This window comes from Nocardia halotolerans (assembly GCF_042650145.1).
Lineage (GTDB): Bacteria > Actinomycetota > Actinomycetes > Mycobacteriales > Mycobacteriaceae > Nocardia > Nocardia halotolerans.
In genome coordinates this window covers 88,244-105,628 of sequence record NZ_JBHSDL010000014.1, presented here as the reverse complement: position 1 = coordinate 105,628, position 17,385 = coordinate 88,244, and the positions used below count along the sequence as shown (strand labels likewise).

At 70.1% G+C, this 17,385-nt stretch carries 14 protein-coding genes; 5 read left to right on the top strand and 9 right to left on the bottom strand.

Annotated features, from left to right (window positions below; all coding sequences use genetic code 11):
* Positions 1–2 precede the first annotated feature (2 nt).
* Complete coding sequence (locus ACFO5K_RS11100) at positions 3–2,501, bottom strand: DEAD/DEAH box helicase (RefSeq protein ID WP_378560033.1); 2,499 nt, start codon at positions 2,499–2,501, stop codon at positions 3–5.
* 89 nt (positions 2,502–2,590) lie between these two features.
* On the bottom strand, positions 2,591–3,535 hold the full coding sequence (locus ACFO5K_RS11095) for a proteasome assembly chaperone family protein (RefSeq protein WP_378560030.1): 945 nt from the start codon (positions 3,533–3,535) through the stop codon (positions 2,591–2,593).
* Between the two features lie 194 nt (positions 3,536–3,729).
* Here ACFO5K_RS11095 and ACFO5K_RS11090 point away from each other — a divergent pair, with 194 nt between their 5' ends.
* Both ACFO5K_RS11090 and ACFO5K_RS11085 read left to right on the top strand, forming a co-directional pair.
* Positions 3,730–4,461, top strand: a complete 732-nt coding sequence (locus ACFO5K_RS11090) for a sensor domain-containing protein (protein WP_378560027.1) — start codon at positions 3,730–3,732, stop codon at positions 4,459–4,461.
* Positions 4,462–4,608: 147 nt separating this feature from the next.
* Positions 4,609–5,769, top strand: a complete 1,161-nt coding sequence (locus ACFO5K_RS11085) for a DUF4192 domain-containing protein (RefSeq protein ID WP_378560025.1) — start codon at positions 4,609–4,611, stop codon at positions 5,767–5,769.
* A 22-nt stretch (positions 5,770–5,791) separates the two neighbouring features.
* On the opposite strand, the gene galE is transcribed toward ACFO5K_RS11085, so the two are convergent.
* Positions 5,792–6,772 (bottom strand): UDP-glucose 4-epimerase GalE, encoded by a 981-nt coding sequence (galE, locus tag ACFO5K_RS11080; protein WP_378560022.1) that lies wholly within the window; start codon positions 6,770–6,772, stop codon positions 5,792–5,794.
* A 3-nt stretch (positions 6,773–6,775) separates the two neighbouring features.
* On the bottom strand, positions 6,776–7,462 hold the full coding sequence (locus ACFO5K_RS11075) for a metal-dependent transcriptional regulator (protein WP_378563693.1): 687 nt from the start codon (positions 7,460–7,462) through the stop codon (positions 6,776–6,778).
* Between the two features lie 129 nt (positions 7,463–7,591).
* Between ACFO5K_RS11075 and ACFO5K_RS11070 the strand changes: the two genes are divergently transcribed.
* Both ACFO5K_RS11070 and ACFO5K_RS11065 read left to right on the top strand, forming a co-directional pair.
* A complete protein-coding gene (locus tag ACFO5K_RS11070) occupies positions 7,592–8,833 on the top strand; it encodes an acetoin utilization protein AcuC (protein ID WP_378560019.1) in 1,242 nt (413 codons plus the stop codon).
* Positions 8,826–11,573, top strand: a complete 2,748-nt coding sequence (locus ACFO5K_RS11065; RefSeq protein ID WP_378560016.1) for a bifunctional acetate--CoA ligase family protein/GNAT family N-acetyltransferase — start codon at positions 8,826–8,828, stop codon at positions 11,571–11,573. The genes ACFO5K_RS11070 and ACFO5K_RS11065 overlap by 8 nt, the downstream gene beginning before the upstream one ends.
* 173 nt (positions 11,574–11,746) lie before the next feature.
* On the opposite strand, the gene ACFO5K_RS11060 is transcribed toward ACFO5K_RS11065, so the two are convergent.
* The 4 genes from ACFO5K_RS11060 to ACFO5K_RS11045 all read right to left on the bottom strand — a co-directional run bounded on the left by ACFO5K_RS11060 (position 11,747) and on the right by ACFO5K_RS11045 (position 15,876).
* Positions 11,747–12,715: a sigma-70 family RNA polymerase sigma factor gene (locus ACFO5K_RS11060; protein WP_378560013.1), complete on the bottom strand. Its 969-nt coding sequence runs from the start codon at positions 12,713–12,715 to the stop codon at positions 11,747–11,749.
* A 168-nt stretch (positions 12,716–12,883) separates the two neighbouring features.
* Positions 12,884–14,401 carry a DUF7782 domain-containing protein gene (locus tag ACFO5K_RS11055; RefSeq protein WP_378560010.1) on the bottom strand — a complete coding sequence of 506 codons (1,518 nt, stop codon included), beginning with the start codon at positions 14,399–14,401 and terminating at the stop codon, positions 12,884–12,886.
* Positions 14,402–14,483: 82 nt separating this feature from the next.
* Positions 14,484–15,227 (bottom strand): VOC family protein, encoded by a 744-nt coding sequence (locus tag ACFO5K_RS11050; protein WP_378560007.1) that lies wholly within the window; start codon positions 15,225–15,227, stop codon positions 14,484–14,486.
* A 235-nt stretch (positions 15,228–15,462) separates the two neighbouring features.
* Positions 15,463–15,876 (bottom strand): DUF3099 domain-containing protein, encoded by a 414-nt coding sequence (locus ACFO5K_RS11045; RefSeq protein WP_378560004.1) that lies wholly within the window; start codon positions 15,874–15,876, stop codon positions 15,463–15,465.
* Between the two features lie 83 nt (positions 15,877–15,959).
* Here ACFO5K_RS11045 and ACFO5K_RS11040 point away from each other — a divergent pair, with 83 nt between their 5' ends.
* Positions 15,960–16,196, top strand: coding sequence for a DUF3039 domain-containing protein (locus ACFO5K_RS11040; protein ID WP_378560001.1), 237 nt, complete (start codon positions 15,960–15,962; stop codon positions 16,194–16,196).
* Here ACFO5K_RS11040 and ACFO5K_RS11035 read toward each other — a convergent pair.
* Positions 16,169–17,305 (bottom strand): YihY/virulence factor BrkB family protein, encoded by a 1,137-nt coding sequence (locus tag ACFO5K_RS11035; RefSeq protein ID WP_378559998.1) that lies wholly within the window; start codon positions 17,303–17,305, stop codon positions 16,169–16,171. The two genes, ACFO5K_RS11040 and ACFO5K_RS11035, sit on opposite strands and share 28 nt — an antisense overlap.
* Between the last annotated feature and the right edge of the window lie 80 nt (positions 17,306–17,385).

Here is a 17,385-nt window from a genome sequence, read left to right as displayed (position 1 = left end):
ACTCATCCGGCGACCACTGTGACCTCGTCGAACACCACCTCGCCCGCGGCGTCGGACTCCTCGAGATCCACGATCGCGCTCAGCGCCCAGCCGTGATCACCGGCCGGGTCGTCGAGCACCTGGCGCACGTGCCAGAAACCGGGGCGCTGCTCCACCTGGAACAGTTGCGGGCCGCGCGCGTCGGGGCCGGTGCCGATCGAGTCGTACTCGTCGAAGTAGGCGGCGAAGTCCTCGGCCCAGTCGGGGCCGGTGCCGAGCTGATCGAGTTCGTACCAGCGCCGCCGCGAGGCCAACTCGACCCGACGGAACATGGCGTTTCGCACCATGATCCGGAAGGCGCGTTCGTTGGCCGAGATCGGGCGCACCGATTCGGCGCCGAAGGCGATCTGTTCGGTGTCGATCTCGGCGCCGGGATTGGTGAGCTGTTCCCATTCGTCGAGCAGGCTCGAATCCACCTGGCGGATCAGCTCACCCAGCCACTCGGTGAGGTCGTCGAGCTCCTCGGTGCGCGCCGCATCGGGCACGGTGCGCCGCAGCGCCCGGTAGGCGTCGGCCAGATAGCGCAGCACCACACCTTCGGAACGGGTCAGTTCGTAGAACGAGATCAGCTCGGCGAAGGTCATCGCGCGCTCGATCATGTCGCGCACCACCGACTTCGGTGACGGCGCGAACTCCGACACCCACGGATGCCCGGCCCGGTAGGTCTCGAACGCGGGCTCGATCAGCTCGGCCAGCGGCTTGGGCCAGGTGACCTCCTCGAGGAGCTCCATACGCTCCTCGTACTCGATGCCCTCGGCCTTCATCTCGGCCACCGCCGCACCACGGGCCTTGTGCTGCTGGGCCATCAGCAGCTGACGTGGATCCTCGAGCGTCGCTTCGATCAGCGACACGACATCGAGTGTGTAGGTGGGGTTCTCGCGATCCAGCAGGTCGAAGGCGGCCAGCGCGAACGGCGACAACGGCTGGTCGAGAGCGAAGTCACGCTGCAGGTCCACGGTGAGCCGTGCCATCCGGCCCTTGTCGTCGGGCTCGGAGAGTTGTTGCACCACACCGGCATCGCGCAGCGAACGATAGAGCCGGATGGCGCGCAGGATGTGCTTGCGCTGAGCCGGGCGCGGTTCGTGATTGTGCTCGAGCAGGTGGCGCATGGCGTAGAAACAGTTGCCCGGGCGGGCGATCACGTTGAGCAGCATCGAGTTCGTCACCGCGAAGCGTGAAACCATCGGCTCGGGCTGGGCGGTCACCAGGCGGTCGAAGGTTTCCTCGCTCCAGGACACGAAACCCTCGGGTGGCTTGCGGCGCTGGATCTTTCGTTGCTTCTTCGGATCGTCACCCGCTTTGGCGACCAGGCGGGCGTTCTCGACTTCGTGCTCCGGTGCCTGCACCACCACGGTGCCCATGGTGTCGTACCCGGCGCGACCGGCACGGCCGGCGATCTGATGGAACTCACGGGCCTTGAGCCTGCGGGTGCGCACGCCGTCGTACTTGGTGAGCCCGGTCAGCAGCACCGTGCGGATGGGCACATTGATCCCGACACCGAGGGTGTCGGTACCGCACACCACCTTCAACAGGCCCTCCTGGGCGAGCTTCTCCACCAGCCTGCGGTACTTGGGCAGCATCCCCGCGTGGTGCACCCCGATGCCGTGGCGGATCAACCGCGACAGCGTCTTGCCGAAACCGGACGCGAAACGGAACTCGCCGATGGCGGCGGCGATCGCATCCTTCTCCGCGCGTGAGGAGAAGTTCACGCTGGTCAGCGCCTGTGCGCGTTCCAGCGCGGCCGCCTGGGTGAAGTGCACCACATAGACCGGGGCCTGATGGGTGGTCACCAGCTCCTCGAGCGTTTCGGTGATGGGCGTGCGCACATAGGAAAACGTCAGTGGCACCGGACGTTCGGTGCCCGCGACCACCGCGGTGGGGCGTCCGGTGCGCTCCTCGAGATCGGTGGCGAAGAACTCGACCTCACCCAGGGTCGCCGACATCAGCAGGAACTGGGCGTTCGGCAACTCGATGATCGGCACCTGCCAGGCCCAGCCACGGTCGGGGTCGGAGTAGAAATGGAACTCGTCCATCACCACCTGCCCGACTTCGGCATCGGCACCTTCACGCAACGCCAGGTTCGCCAGGATCTCCGCGGTGGCGCAGATGATCGGCGCGTCGGCGTTGACCGCGGCGTCACCGGTGACCATGCCGACGTTCTCGGCGCCGAACACCTCGCACAGCGCGAAGAACTTCTCGCTCACCAGCGCTTTGATCGGCGCGGTGTAGTAGCTGCGCCGCCCGTTGGCCATGGCGAACAGGTGCGCGCCGACCGCCACCAGCGACTTACCGGAGCCGGTCGGAGTGGCCAGGATGACGTTGGACCCCGACGCCAGCTCCATCAGCGCCTCGTCCTGCGCTGGATACAGGGTGGTGCCCTGTTCGGCGGCCCACAGCGCGAACGACTCGTAGAGGGCGTCGGCGTCGGTTCCGGGAATTTCCAGCAGGTCGGTCAGATCCACTCCGACCACCCTAGTGTGCGCGGCGGTGTCGCCTCGCCAACCCTGCGCACGGCCGCAACGCAGGCGCGTAGGTCAGGCCCCGTGGGTCTTCAGTCCCTGCCGTCGCCCGAGGTGTCGTCGTAGCCGCCCTGTTCGGCGAGGAAGCGTTCGAACTCCGCGCCGAGCTCCTCACCACTGGGCAGTTCGCCGTCACCGGCCAGCAGACTGGACTGACGTTCCTGCGCGGTGACGAAGCTGTCGTACTGGCGTTCCAGCGCCGTCACGACGGTCTCGACCTCCTCGTTGCCCTCGATGTGCTCGGCGACCTGCTCGCGCACCCGTGCGGCCGCCTCGCCCAGCGCCGTCAACGGCAGTTCCAGGCCGGCGTTGTCGGCGACGTTCTCGAGCAGGGTCTGAGCGGCCTCGGGGTAGTCGGTCTGGGCCAGGTAGTGCGGCACGTGCACCGAGAACCCCAGCGACTCGTGGCCGTGCTGGGCCATCCGGAACTCGAGCAGCGACGAAGCGCTGCTGGGCACCTGCAACTCACCGGGCCAGCGCTGGTGCTCGCCGAGCAGCGAACGGTCCGAGGAGTGCGCGGTGACCCCCAACGGGCGGGTATGCGGGATGGCCATCGGGATCGCGGACAGGCCGATGGTGCGGCGCACGCCCAGCTGTTCGGCCAGCAACCGCACCGCGGTCGTGAACTTCTCCCAGCGCAGATCCGGTTCCAGACCCGCCAGCAGCAGGAACGGGGTGCCCGCGGTATCGCGCAGCGCCCACAGGTTCAGCTCCGGCTCGGCGTAGTCGGCGAAGTGGTCGGTCTTGAATGTCATCAGGGGACGGCGCGAGCGGTAGTCGAGCAACTCGTCCACCGCGAAAGAAGCGACCAACTCCGATTCGAGGCTCTCGCGCAGATGTGTGGTGGCCAAACGCACCGCGTGGCCCGCGTCGGTGAAACCTTCCAACCCGTGTACCAGCACGGGGCCGGCGCCGTCGTCCGCGGACAACTGCGGTGCCGGGAACTCCAGTTCGTACATGTGCGACTGGTCATCCATCGCGTTTCTCCTTCCTGCGCGGTCCACCAGCGCTCGCGGCGGGGGAGGCGTTCTCCATTGTCCCCCACGCGAGCAGACAGCGCGCACACGGCCGGAGGACGGCTCGTCCTCTAGGCAACAGCGGCACCGGACCCGGCATTCCCCACGGCGTGGCGCAAGCCGCACCGATCCGCGGGTGGGGCACAGTGGACAGAGTGAACACGACGAGGATCACACCGATCGGCGCAGGTCGGCGCGGGACAGCCGGCCGCCGGCGGATCGCCGGGGCGGCGGTGGTACTCGTCGCGGTGTCGACCGGATGCGGGCAGGCGGTGAGTGGGACGCCGGTGGCCGAGAGCGCGATGTCGATGCGCCACGTCGAGGCGCCGATCGCCGAGCTGCTGCCCACCCCGGGGCAGTTTCCGTCCCGGTACCCGGCGGTGGCGTTGCCGCCACAGGCCGCGGCGGCGGCCGCGGGGGATCTCGACGGGGTGGGAATGGGCGCCACCGTGAGCCCGGTGGAGTGCACACCGCCGGATCCTGAATCCGATGTGGAACCGGCCGCGGTGGCCGTCGGCACCGATGACGCGACCAGGGCCAGTCTCACCGTGGAGCTGTCGCGCACCACCGAAGGGCTCGCCGTCGTGCGTGCGCGCCTCGACGCGTGCGAGGAGATCCGGGTCCGTCGCGCCGGCGCCGGATCGACCGTCACCACCGTGCTCGACGAAGCCGCCCTGCCCGGGGCCGATGAGGCGATCTCCTTGCGGCGCACCGTAATCCCCGACGTCGGCGGGCAAGGGCTGACCCAGACGATGCAGAGTTCGGTCGGTCGCGTCGGGGACGTGCGGATCACGGTGACCTCCATGATCTTCGGCGCGGGCGAACCCGACACCGCCGCCGTGGCGGAGCTGTTCGCGACCACGGTGCGCGGAATCCGCACCCGCTGAGGGCGCCTACCATCCGGCGCCGACATGTTCACCGCGCGGCCGTGGCGTGGACCGGGATCACTCCACAGGCACGGCGGTACTCACAGGGCAACCGAAAGCCCAGCTCACCGAGTCGGCGGCAGACCGCGGTGCGCGCACTGTGGAGCCATGACGCCTTCGACGAACTCCACCCGCCGGGCCGAGCGCACCGGACCGTTCCCCCGCGCCCTGCGCTGCGCCGAAACCACCCCCGGCTACCCCGAGCTGACCCCGCCCCCACTGCGAGTGGACGAACCCGGCGAGCTGATCGCGGCACTGCCCGCGATGCTCGGCTTCGTGCCCGAACGATCCCTGGTCGTCGCCGTCCTGCACGGTGACGGTCGCGGTCGCACCACCGCGATCGAAGCGGTGGTGCGCTTCGATCTCGACAGCGTGACCGATCCGCACCACATCGATCAGCTCTGTGCGTGCCTGAGCTCGATCTGCGTCCGCGAGGCAGCCACCGGGGTGCTGGCCGTGTTCGTCGACGACCGCCGCGAATCCGCGGCCCTGGAAGCTCTGCGCATCGTCACCCTGCTCGAGACGCTGGACGCGGAAGGAATCGTCGTGCGCGGGGCGTGGGCGGTCCCGGCGATCGCGGCCGGCGCCCGGTTCCGGGGCCTGCTCGACACCGCCACCGGATCGGTGGCCGATCCGGGCGCGTCGATGATCGCGTTGTCACACGTGCTCGACGGCAAACAGATTCGGCCCTCGCGCGGGGAGCTGACCGCCCTCGTCGCGCCCGATCCGCCGCTGTGCGCACGAGTCGGTGACCGGCTGGGCTCGGCGGTGACTCGATACCGGGCCGGACTGTCGGCGGCGCAACGAGCCGGCCGGTCCACGGCGTATCAGCGGCGGGCCCTGGAATGGGTGCTGTGGCAGATCGCCGACGCCGCGTCCGGTGAACCACGCGCCGACCGCGAGCTCGCGCAGCTGGCCGCGACGCTGCGCGACCGGCCCATCCGCGACGCGCTGTACGGCCTGGCACTGGGTGATCACGCCGAAGCCGCCGAACAGCTGTGGGCACAGCTGGCCAGGGCCACACCCGGCACCGATCGCGCCGAAGCCGCGGCGCTGCTCGGGTTCAGCGCCTACGTGCGCGGCGACGGACCGTTCGCCGGTATCGCCCTGGCCGCCGCGGTGGCCGCCGACGCCGACCACTCGATGGCGGTGCTGCTCGAGACCTCGCTGCAGAGCGGTCTGCGCCCGGAGCGGCTGCGCAAACTCGCTCACTGCGGTCAGCAGATCGCCGCCGATCTGGGGGTCGACATCGGCCCGATCCGCCGGTGAAGCCGGGGACACCCGGCGCCGGTCAGGCGGCGCTGTGCGCCGCGGACCCGAGTGAACGCAGGAAATCCCAGGCATCGGAGACGATCTCGTCGAGATCGGTGTGCTCGGGAGTCCATCCCAGCTCCGCCACCGCGCGGTCGCTCGAGGCGACCAGCACGGCCGGGTCACCGGCGCGGCGGGGCGCATCGATCGCCTCGATCGGCAACCCGGTCACCCGCTCGCACGCCGAGATCACCTCGCGCACCGAAAAGCCGGTGCCCGAGCCGAGATTGAGGATCCGGTGACTACCCGGACGGGCCGAGGACAGCGCGAGCAGATGGGCCTGCGCCAGATCGCGGATGTGGATGTAGTCGCGCACACAGGTGCCGTCCGGCGTCGGCCAGTCGGTGCCGTAGACGGAAATGGCCTTGCGGTGCCCCAGCGCCACCTGCAACACGAGGGGGATCAGATGTGTTTCCACGACCCGGTTCTCACCGAGGCCGCCGTAGGCGCCCGCCACGTTGAAGTAGCGCAGGCTGGTCGCGGCGAGTCCGTGCGCCGCCGCATAGGAGGTGATGGCGTGGTCGATGGCCAGCTTGCTCGCACCGTAGGGGTTGGTGGGCCTGGTCGGCGCGTCCTCGGTGATCGGCACCTGCTCGGGTTCGCCGTACACCGCGGCCGTCGAGGAGAACACCAGTCGCGCGGTAGCGGTCTCGCGCATCGCCTCGAGCAGGGCCAAGGTCTTCACGACATTGCCCTGCCAATACTTCTCCGGCTGCTCCACCGATTCGCCGACCAGCGACTGGGCCGCGAAATGCAGGACACCGTCGAAGGATTCGGCGCGCAGCAGTGGCGGCACGGCGTCGGCGATGTCGCCCTCGACGAAGCGCGCGCCCGCCGGGACACCGGCGGCATTACCGGTCGAGAGATCGTCGACGACAACCACCTCGTTGCCCTGCTCGAGCAACACCGCGGCGCAGACGCCGCCCACGTAGCCGGCGCCGCCGGTGACCAGAAGTTTCACGAATCAGACCAGCCTCACCTGGACGGCGTGCGCCATCTCTTCCGACAATTCGAAACCGTTGTGTCCCGGCACCGTGATCAGCACCGCACCCGGCTTGGTCTCCACGGTGACACGCGCGTCGGGCACCACGCCCGCCTCACGCAGCCTGCCGATGACCTCCGGGTCGGTCTGGATGTGTTCGGCCAACCGGCGCACCACCACCGCGTGCAGCGTCCCGTTGGGCAGGTCGGAGAGCCGGATGAGTTGCTCCTCGGCCGCCGGGGCGTCGAGGAGGCCGAGCTCGTCGAGCCCGGGGATGGGGTTGCCGTAGGGCGAGGTGGTGGGGTGGTTGAGCACCTCGATCAGGCGCCGCTCCACGTCCTCGCTCATCACGTGCTCCCAGCGGCACGCCTCGGCGTGCACGTTCTGCCAGTCCAGGCCGATGATGTCGACCAGCAACCGCTCGGCGAGCCGGTGCTTGCGCATCACCGCGACCGCCATGGCCCGGCCCTTGTCGGTGAGCTCGAGATGGCGGTCGCCCGCGACGAGCAGCAGGCCGTCGCGTTCCATCCGCGCGACCGTCTGGCTCACCGTCGGACCACTCTGTTCGAGGCGTTCGGCGATACGCGCCCGCAAGGGCACCACGCCCTCTTCCTCGAGGTCGTAGATGGTACGGAGATACATCTCCGTGGTGTCGACCAGATCCTTCACCTGATACCCCTTCGTCGGCACGAATTCTACCCACGCGCGAACGCCTGTCCGACCGCCGGACCGGCGGCCCTATTTCTACTGCATGTCAACGCCACACGGAGGCTGCTGCTTCCGGCTAGCGTGGCGAGCATGGTCACCCCGCCACGCAGCGAAGAACGGGGGACTCTGGTGTGGACCGAGCGATTCCTCGGTTACACCTGGAGTCCGGAGCACCCGATGAAACCGGCGCGCTTGAAGTTCACCATGTCGCTGGCCGAAAGTCTGGGCTTGCTCGACGGTGTCGAGCCGCTGGACCCCGGCGCGGCCACCGACACCGACCTGATGCGGGTGCACAGCAGCGCCTATATCGAGGCGGTGCGCCGCGCCGGTGACGGGCCACCCACCCCCGAGGACACCCTCTACGGGCTCGGCACCGCCGACAATCCGGTCTTCCCACGGATGCACGAGGCGGCGTCGGTGATCGTCGGCGGCACCCTGGCCGCGGCCGGGGAGATCGCGGCCGGCCGCACCCGGCGGGCGGTGAGCATCGGCGGCGGAATGCACCACGCCATGCCGGATTCGGCGGCCGGCTTCTGCATCTACAACGATGCCGCGATCGCGATCTCCTGGTTGCTCGAACACGGCTTCGACCGGATCGCCTATCTCGATGTCGACGTCCATCACGGCGACGGCGTGCAACGTGCCTTCTACGCCGATCCGCGGGTGCTCACGGTGTCGCTGCACCAGCACCCGGCGACCCTGTGGCCCAATACCGGGTGGCCGGAGGAGACCGGAGTGGGCGCCGCCGAGGGCACCTCGATCAATCTGCCGTTGCTGCCGGGCACTCGGGACGCCCAGTGGCTGCGCGGTTTTCACGCGGTGGTGCCGGGTGCGGTCGCCGCGTTCGGGCCGCAGATCATCGTCAGCCAGTGCGGCGTGGACACCCACCGCGAAGATCCCCTGGCCGACCTGGAACTCACCGTGGACGGTCAGCGCGCGGCCTTCCTCGCCATGCGCGAGCTGGCCGACCGCTACGCCGAAGGGCGGTGGCTGGCCCTGGGCGGCGGCGGATACGGCGTGGTGCGGGTGGTGCCGCGCGCCTGGACGCATCTGCTCGCCGCCGCGCTGGACCGTCCACTGGCCCCGCGGACTCCGGTGCCCGAGGACTGGATCGAACAGGTGCGCACCGCCGCACCGCGGGTGACTCCACCGACGTCGATGACCGACGACGGTGACATCGACTACCTGCCGTGGGACGGGCCCGGTGGTACCCCGGAGATCGGTGACGCCGACCAGATCCGGGCCCAGCGGGCGGTCGACACCGCCATTTCGGCGACCAGACGCGCCAGTTTCGGCCTGCTGGGCCTGGATCCGGAGGATCCTCGTGACTGAGCCGCTGCTGCCGGACACCCCGGACACGCCCGCGAATCCGCCTGCGCCGCCACCACAGTGGTTCGGTGACGTGCTGGCAGCCGACGGCGGGGTGGTGCGGATCCGGCCGGTGGTGCCCGCCGACGCCGAGGCCCTCGCGGCCTTCCACACCGGGCTCTCCGACCGCACCCGCTACCTGCGCTACTTCGGCCCCTACCCGCGGATCTCGGCGAAGGACATGTACCGCACCACCCACGTCGACTACCACGACCGGGTGGGGCTGGTCGCTGTCCTTGGCACCGCGATCATCGCCGTGGCCCGCTACGAACTGCTCGACCGGCCGGGACGGCGCGCGGCCGAGGTGGCCTTCGTGGTGGCCGACGAACACCAGGGCCGCGGGCTCGGCTCGATCCTGCTCGAACACCTCGCCGGCGCCGCCGCCGAGAACGAGGTGGAGGCCTTCGTCGCCGAAGTGCTCGCCGAGAACGAGGCGATGATCACGGTGTTCCGCGAGGCCGGCTACCAGTTGCAGCGCAGTCGCGACGGCGCCGAGGTGCATCTGGAATTCGCGATCGACCCCACCGAAGCCTTACGCGCGGTGCGCGACGCCCGCGAGGCCGCCTCGGAGGCACGCAGTGTGGGCAATCTGCTCACCCCCGGTTCGGTCGCGGTGATCGGCGCCTCGCCGGTGCCGACCCGGGTGGGTGGCGCGGTGCTGGCCAACCTGCTCGCCGGTGGGTTCAGCGGTCCCGTGTTCCCGGTGAACCCGAATCGGCGGTCCGTGCTCGGAGTGCGCGCCTACGCCACCGTGCGCGAGATCCCCGACGAGGTGGATCTCGCGGTGGTCGCGGTGCCGCCCGCCGCGATCGGCTCGGTGCTCGACGACTGCATGGCCAAGGGTGTCAAGGGACTGATCGTGCTCACCGCGGGCTTCGGCGAGACCGGGCCCACCGGGCTGGCCGCCGAACACGATCTGGTCGCGGCCGCACGCGGGCACGGGATGCGGGTGGTCGGCCCCAGCGCGCTCGGCATTGCCAACACCGATCCGGCCGTCGGGCTCAACGCCACGTTGGCGCCGGTGCTGCCCGAACGCGGCCGGATCGGGTTCTTCTGTCAGTCGGGTCCGCTCGGGGCCGCGATTCTCGCCGAGGCCGCGACCCGCAACCTCGGTGTGTCGACGTTCGTGTCGGCAGGTAACCGCGCCGATGTGTCCGGCAACGACTTGCTGCAGTACTGGGACACCGCCGCCGACACCGAAGTGATCCTGCTGTACCTGGAGAGCTTCGGTAACCCGCGCAAGTTCTCACGGTTGGCCCGGCGGGTGGCGCGTAGCAAACCGATCGTGGCCGTCAGCAGCGGCCGGCTGGCCGCCGGAACCGATATGGATCGCACCGTGGTTCGCGACCTGTTCGCCCAGGCGGGGATCATCCAGGTCGACTCCATCTCGGAGCTGTTCGACTGTGCCGCGCTGCTGGCCTGTCAGCCGCTGCCGCGGGGCCCCCGGGTGGCGGTGGTCGGCAACAGCGCCGCGCTGAACTGGCTGGCCGTCGACGCCGCCCTCGGCGAGGGCCTGCGTATCCGCCGACCGGCCACCGCCGTGGATCGCGGCCCCGGCGCCCGCCCGACCGAACGCAACATCGGCTCCGCACCCACCGACGGACCCGTCGACCTCGGCCCGGAAGCGACCCCCGCCGACTACCGGGAGGCCGTGCTCGCCGCCCTGCGCAGCGACGAGGTGGACGCGGTGATCGTGGTCGTGGCGCCACCGGTACCGGTGCCGATGGGCGGGTTCGCCGACGCCCTGCGCGCGGCCGCGGCCGCGGCACCCGGGCAGGACAAACCGGTGCTCACCACCTTCGTCGCCGAATCCGGTATCCCGGAGTTGCTCGCGGTCCGCACCACCGGTGGGGCACCGGCTCGGGGGTCGGTCCCGTCCTACCCGGACCCCGAGCGGGCCGCCCGCGCGCTGGCCCGCGTCGATCGTTACGCACGGTGGCGCGACCGTCCCGTCTCGCCGGTGGTGCGCCCGGCCGGGATCGACACCGCCACCGCGGCGGCCCTGGTGGAAGGCTGGCTGGCCGAATCGGGTGGCCGCTGGCTCACCGACGCCGAAGCGGTGCGGCTACTCGAGTGCTACGGCATCACGGTGGTCGAGTTCCGGGCGGTGCACGACGCCGAGCAAGCGGTGGCCGCGGCCGCGGAGCTGGGCTATCCGGTGGCGGCGAAAGCCACCGGTGAGCTGTGGCGGCGCAGACCCGACCTGATCGGGGTGCGGCTGGACCTGTGGGGCCCCGACGCGGTCCGGCAGGCCTACACCGACCTGGTCGCCATCTGCGGTGACCCGCTGCTGCACATACAGAAGATGGCGACCAGAGGTGTGGGTTGCGTGCTGAGCGTCACCGACGACCCGTCGTTCGGCTCGGTACTCGAGTTCGGGCTCTCGGGCATGATCATGGACCTGCTCGGTGACCGCGCCCATCGCGCGCTCCCGCTGACCGCCGAGGAAGCCGCCGCACTGATCGAGGCGCCGCGGGCGGCGCCACTGCTCTCACCCGGCCCGACCGGGCCCGGCGTCGACAAGCCCGCGCTGATCGAACTGGCCCAGCGCATCTCGGCGCTGTTCGACGACCTCCCGCAGATGCGGGAACTGTCCTGCGATCCGGTGCTGGCGGCACCGTCCTCGGCCGAGATCATCTATGCCAGGGCCCGCATCGGCCCGGAACCGACGCGTTTCGATGTCGGTCCACGGCGGTTGTCATGAGCCCGGGCCGCGCGAGCCGCGCGCGCTCAGCGGGCCGCAGCCGGTCGCCGGCAGCGCGGTGCCGGGCGTGGGAACGGACAACGCCGACCGGCTCGCGACCCCGGAGGGGAGTGGAGTCGCGGACACCGGTCGGCGTTTCGGAAGACGACCCCGTGGGGCCGTCGGGTCTGGGGTCAGCTGGCGTAGGCGCGCAGCCGGTCGGCGCGCTCACCCTTACGCAGCTTGGACATGACTTCGCGCTCTATCTGACGCACACGTTCGCGGGAGAGACCGAACAGCTTGCCGATCTGGTCCAGAGTGCGCGGCTGACCGTCGTCGAGCCCGAAGCGCAGGCGGATGACCTGCTGTTCGCGCTCGTCGAGCGTGGCCAGCACGCTGCGCACGTCGCGGTGGAGCAGCCCGGCGATCACCGCGCTCTCCGCGGAGGTGGCCTCGGAGTCCTCGATGAAATCACCGAGGGGGGCTTCCTCGTCGTTGCCGACCGGCATGTCCAAGCTCACCGGGTCACGGCTGTGGTCGAGCAGGTCGGCGATCTTCTCCACCGGGATGCCCGATTCTTCGGCCAGTTCGGCATCGGTGGCCTCGCGGCCCAGCTGCTGATGCAGTTCGCGCTTGATCCGGGCGAGCTTGTTCACCTGTTCGACCAGGTGCACGGGCAGCCGGATGGTGCGGCTCTGATCAGCCATACCGCGGGTGATGGCCTGGCGGATCCACCAGGTGGCGTAAGTGGAGAACTTGAAGCCCTTGGCGTAGTCGAACTTCTCCATGGCGCGGATCAGGCCGAGGTTGCCCTCCTGGATCAGGTCGAGCAGCGGCATACCGCGGCCGGTGTAGCGCTTGGCCAGCGAAACGACCAGGCGCAGGTTGGCTTCGAGCAGGTGCGAACGCGCGGCCTGGCCCTCGCGCACCAGCAGCGCCAGATCACGCTTGCGAGCCGCCGACAATCGCTTGCCGGTTTCGAGCAGGTGCTGGGCATACAGGCCCGCCTCGATACGCTTGGCCAACTCGACCTCGTCGGCCGCCGTGAGCAGTGCCGTGCGACCGATTCCGTTCAGGTACACCCGTACCAGGTCGGCGGCGGGACTCTGGGCGTCGATATCGGCCTCGCTGGGGCGCACACGAGTAGTGGCGGGGCTTGTCATGACTTGCCTCCTGTCGGTGGTGTCTCACTCCGATCAACGGACCCGACTTACAGAAAGTTCCCGATCCCATGCGCGATAAACCGCTCTGAACTGCGGATTCGGGCCGCTATGGCTGAGAAGTTCCTGAGAAGGACACCGTTGTGGAACTCGCGTCCGCCACCACCGGGCTCAGACCGGTGACACCAGTCCGTGACGCACCAGCGCGGTCACCACGCCGAGAGCCTGGGCGGCGAATTCCGGGGTCACCCGCTCGGCACCGTCGGCGAAGGCGAGCAGTTCCATCAGGTCTTCCAACGCCAGGCCATCCGGGCGCATTCCCGCCACCAGCGCCACGGTCGATTCGTCGACCTCGTGCTGCCAGCGCGGTCCGTCACCACGATGCAGACGAGCCACCCGCTGGTCCCAGCCCTGCTCGCCCGGCAGATACACCCGTTCCAGCGCGGTCGCGGGACTGGGCGCGTAACGGGAGGCCCAGGCGAGGTCTTCGTCCGCGGCGACCGCACGCAACCAGGCCGAACGGGCGAAGTAGGCGTCGACTTCCGCGCCGAGGGGGTCGTCGAAGCCGTGGCCGAGATCCTCGGCGAGCAGTTCGGTGGGGCCGTCGATGGCGCGCAGATAGACGAAGCCGAAACCGATCCCCACGACCTCGGCGGCCTCGAAGGCCGCGAGCCAGCGCTCGGCGCGTTCCTGTGCGTCCGGGTCACGCGGGTCCAGGCCGGCATCGCGCAGCCAGGTGCCCACGTACAGCGCGGGATCGGCGACATCGCGTTGCACCACCCAGGCATCGACGCCGTGGGCAGGCAGCCACGACGACACCCGTTGGCGCCAGTCCTGCCCGTCGACGTGCACCCAGGCCGCCAGCATGGCCGCGGTGCCGCCGGGGGCCAGCAGTCCGGGAGCCTGCCCGATCACCAGTTCGCTGGCCCCGTCCAGTGCCAGTCCCGAATCCCGGTAGGTGTGTTCGATCCGGGCCGGGCCGACCACGAACGGCGGATTGGCCACGATCTGATCGAAACGCCTGCCGGCCACCGGCTCGAACCACGACCCTTCGAGCAGCTCGAGGTCGAGCTCGTTGAGTGCCGCGGTGGCCCGGGCCAGCCACAGCGCCCGCGGGTTGACGTCGGTGGCGGTGACCTTGCCCGCGTACCCCGCGGCGTGCACGGCCTGCACACCGCAACCGGTGCCGAGGTCGAGCACGGTGCCGACCGGTTCGGTCGGGGTGGCGCGCAGCAGCGACAGCGACGCGTGCCCCACCCCGAGTACGTGCTCTTCGGTCAGGGTGCGCCGGTGCATCGAATCGTCGAGATCGGACAGGATCCAGCGGGTGCCGGTGCCCGCGTCGAGCGGACGCAGATCCAGTGCCGCCGTGAGCTCGTCGCCGTCGCCGGTGAGCAGTCCCGCGGCGATCGCGTCCTCGACCCGAACCGGCGCGAGCGCGGCGGCCACCTCCGGTCGTGGCAGCGCGTCGCCGAGCAGCAGCAACCGGATCAATGTGCCCAGCTCACCGGCATCGCGTGCGGCCCGGCGCACCGGCACCGGCTCCGACCGGCCCAGCGCCGCGTGCACATCCGGTCCGAGGACCTCGAGCAAGCCGTCGGCGGTGTAGTCCACCCGGGTCAGCGCCGTGCGCAGATCAGGGCACAACGCGGTGAGCAGGGAATCGGTGGTCGAGGGGTTCGTAGGCACCCGATTACTGTGCCAGCACGACTGCGGCGGGAAACGAACAGCTCCGGCCGGGGGCGGCGGAGTAGGCGCGTCGGGTGCGCGCTCAACCGGTGTAGGGGTCGCGCGAGGTGATGCAGTAGAGGGCGTTGCCGGGGTCGCGTAGGACCACCCAGCCCGGGTGGTCGGCGACGCGGACGGCGCCGAGGGATTCGTGCCGGGCGGCGGCCGCGGCGACGTCGGAGCAGGCCAGGTCGGCGTGCGCCGCGGCCGGGCGGGCCCGGTCGAGGCGCTGGAGCAGCAGGTGCAGCGGCTGGTCGGGGCCGCGCAGGCGCGAGAACTCCGGTCGGCGGGCCGGCTGGTGGGTCCATCCGGTGAGCGCCCGCCAGAATTCGGTGTCGATGGCGATGTCGGCGGGGGACAGGTCCAGGCAGACCTGGTCGAGCCGGCTCACGGTGCCGTCGGGTGCGGTGGCGACCGTGACCGGCGCGGGCTCCTCGAGTGCTTCGGTGCCGCCGGCCCACGGGGTGAAGCAGAACGTCTGTCCGGCCGGGGTCTCGAGCACGGTGTAATCGGCCTGTTCGGTGACGACTCGGGCACCGAGGTCGGTGGCCGTCGACACCGTGGCGGCGATGTCGTCGACATCGAGGTCGAGGTGGATGCCGCCCTCGTCGCGGACCGCCTGGAGTTTGAGCCATGCCGGTCCGGTGGCGGGTCGCAGGGTGACGAACTCGTCGTGCTCACCGCGTCGAGGGGAAGCGGTGGAGTCGGTGACGGCCGCCCAGAAGCGCACACAGTCGTCGAACGTGTCGGCGGGCCGGTCCAGAAACGCCCAGGTCCAGCGAATCATGCTGTTTCCCTTCGGAAGTGGTCGCCATGAGTGCACCGCCCGGCGGTGCCTGCGGCCCTCGCGGGCGAAGCGGGTACTCGAGTCCGAACGGTATGCCGTCGCCCCCGCGCTGTCGACCGAATGCCCGACTGGCAGGATTTTGATCAGGATGTCATTGCAGCCACTCGCGATCGGTGCCCTGTGCGGGGCCGCGGCGCTGATGTCGATGCCGGCGCGCCGACCGGCGGCGAGTTGGTTACTCGATAGTTTTGTGGCCGCGGGCTTCGAGGGCGATCTGGTCACGGCGCCCGTCCCAGCGGCTGGGCTCGTCCTTGGCGCGCGGGGGCCGGTCGTTGGCGATGAGTACCGCGATCCACGGCAACGGCACCGACGCGGCGAGGATCAGAACCGAGATCAGCGGATTCTCGAAGGCGCTGTAGGCCACCGCGGCCAGGATCAGGCAGGGGATGCGGAACGCCATGATGAACATGTACCGGCGCACCCGGGCGCGATGCTGCTCCTCGAGCGAGGTCGCGGCTTCGGTGATCAGCACGGGGTGATCGGCGTCGGCGTCGCGGAAGAAACCGCGCGACGCGCCGGCGGCGGGCTTGCGTGTCCGCGCGCCCGGTGTCGGCTCGTCGGCGCCGGGGATGTCGCCGTTGGAGTGCATACCCCGAGTCTTCCACTCGGGCCCGGCGGGCGCACACGCGGCTGGTCAGCGCGACCCCACCGGGATGCGGCATCATGGAGGGCGTGAGTACAGACACTCTGGTACGCCCGGAAACCAACACCGACGAGACGACCGGCGACGATGTCCCCAAGTTCTTCCACTACGTGAAGAAGGACCGCATCGCCGAGAGTGCCGTGATGGGCACGATGGTCGTCGCGCTGTGCGGTGAGGTGTTCCCGGTGACACGCTCGGCCAAGCCCGGTTCGCCGGTGTGCCCGGACTGCAAGAAGGTCTACGAGCGCTTGCGCAAGGGCGACTGAGCCGCTTGACCGGTCGATGAAGCCGGCGCCTCCGTCGAGGCGTCGGTGGTTTCTTCCTGTTCGTCGTCCGCGCCGCGCACCTGGTTGGCGAGCCACTCCCTGACCTGTTCGATCCGGGTGGCGCGCGCGGGCCAGAATTCCTGCACGGCGGCGTTGAACTCCGCGCCGAGAATCACCGCGAAGCCGAGGAAATAGGTGAACAGCAGGAAGGCGATCGGCGTGGCCAGCGCGCCGTAACTCACTCCGGTGGCGGTGATCCAGGCCAGGTAGCGGCGCAGCAGGTCGCTGGCGGCCATGAAGAACACCCCGGCCGCCAGGGCGCCGATGAACAGCCGGTGCCAGGGCAGCGTGGTGTGCAGTGCGAGCTTGTAGAGCGTGGTCAGGGCGACGATCAGCAGCAGGCCGACGATCGGGTAGTAGAACGTGTCGATCAGTTGCAGTCCGGGTTCGCGCCACGCCTCGGGCAGCACCCGCCCGATCCGGACGGGGCCCAGCGCGACCATCGGCAGGATGAGCACCGCCGCCACCAGGAACTGCACGTACAGCAACAGCGCGAAGATCCGCTGCCACACCGGATGGCGCGCGTCCTGCTGGCCGTGGGCCTCGACGATGGCGTCGACGAAGGTGGACATCGCCGAGGAACCGGCCCACAGCGAGAGCACGAAACCCACCGACACCACCGCGCCACGACCACGGCCGAGCACGTCGTCGACGGTCGGCTGGATCAGGTCGCTCATCACCGAGGGGCTGAAGAACTCGCGGCTGAACGCGATGATCTTGGCCTCCACCACCTGCACCGTGTCGGGACCGAACAGCCCGCCCACATAGCCGAGGCTGCCCAGCAGGCCCAGCAGCAGCGGCGCCAGTGACAGTGTCTGCCAGAACGCGGCCGCCGCCGACTTGGTGAAGATCGAATCGTTCCAGCACTTGACCGCCACCCGGCCCAGCAGCCGTGCCGCGGTGCGCGGCCACCGCACCCAGAGCGGGTGTTCGCGGGGTCGTTGCCGGTCGGCGGGTGCGTGTGTCGATCCCAGCGCGGTGGCACCGCCCGGCTGGGACGACTGCGGCGGTGGTGCCGCGGCGGCTGCGCGGACCTGGTCGTTGCTCATGTCGGTTCAAGCATCCCGCACCGAGCGGTCTGGTGGGGTGTGCCCGCGGCATCGTGTCGGAGGGTAACGGTAAATGGCTG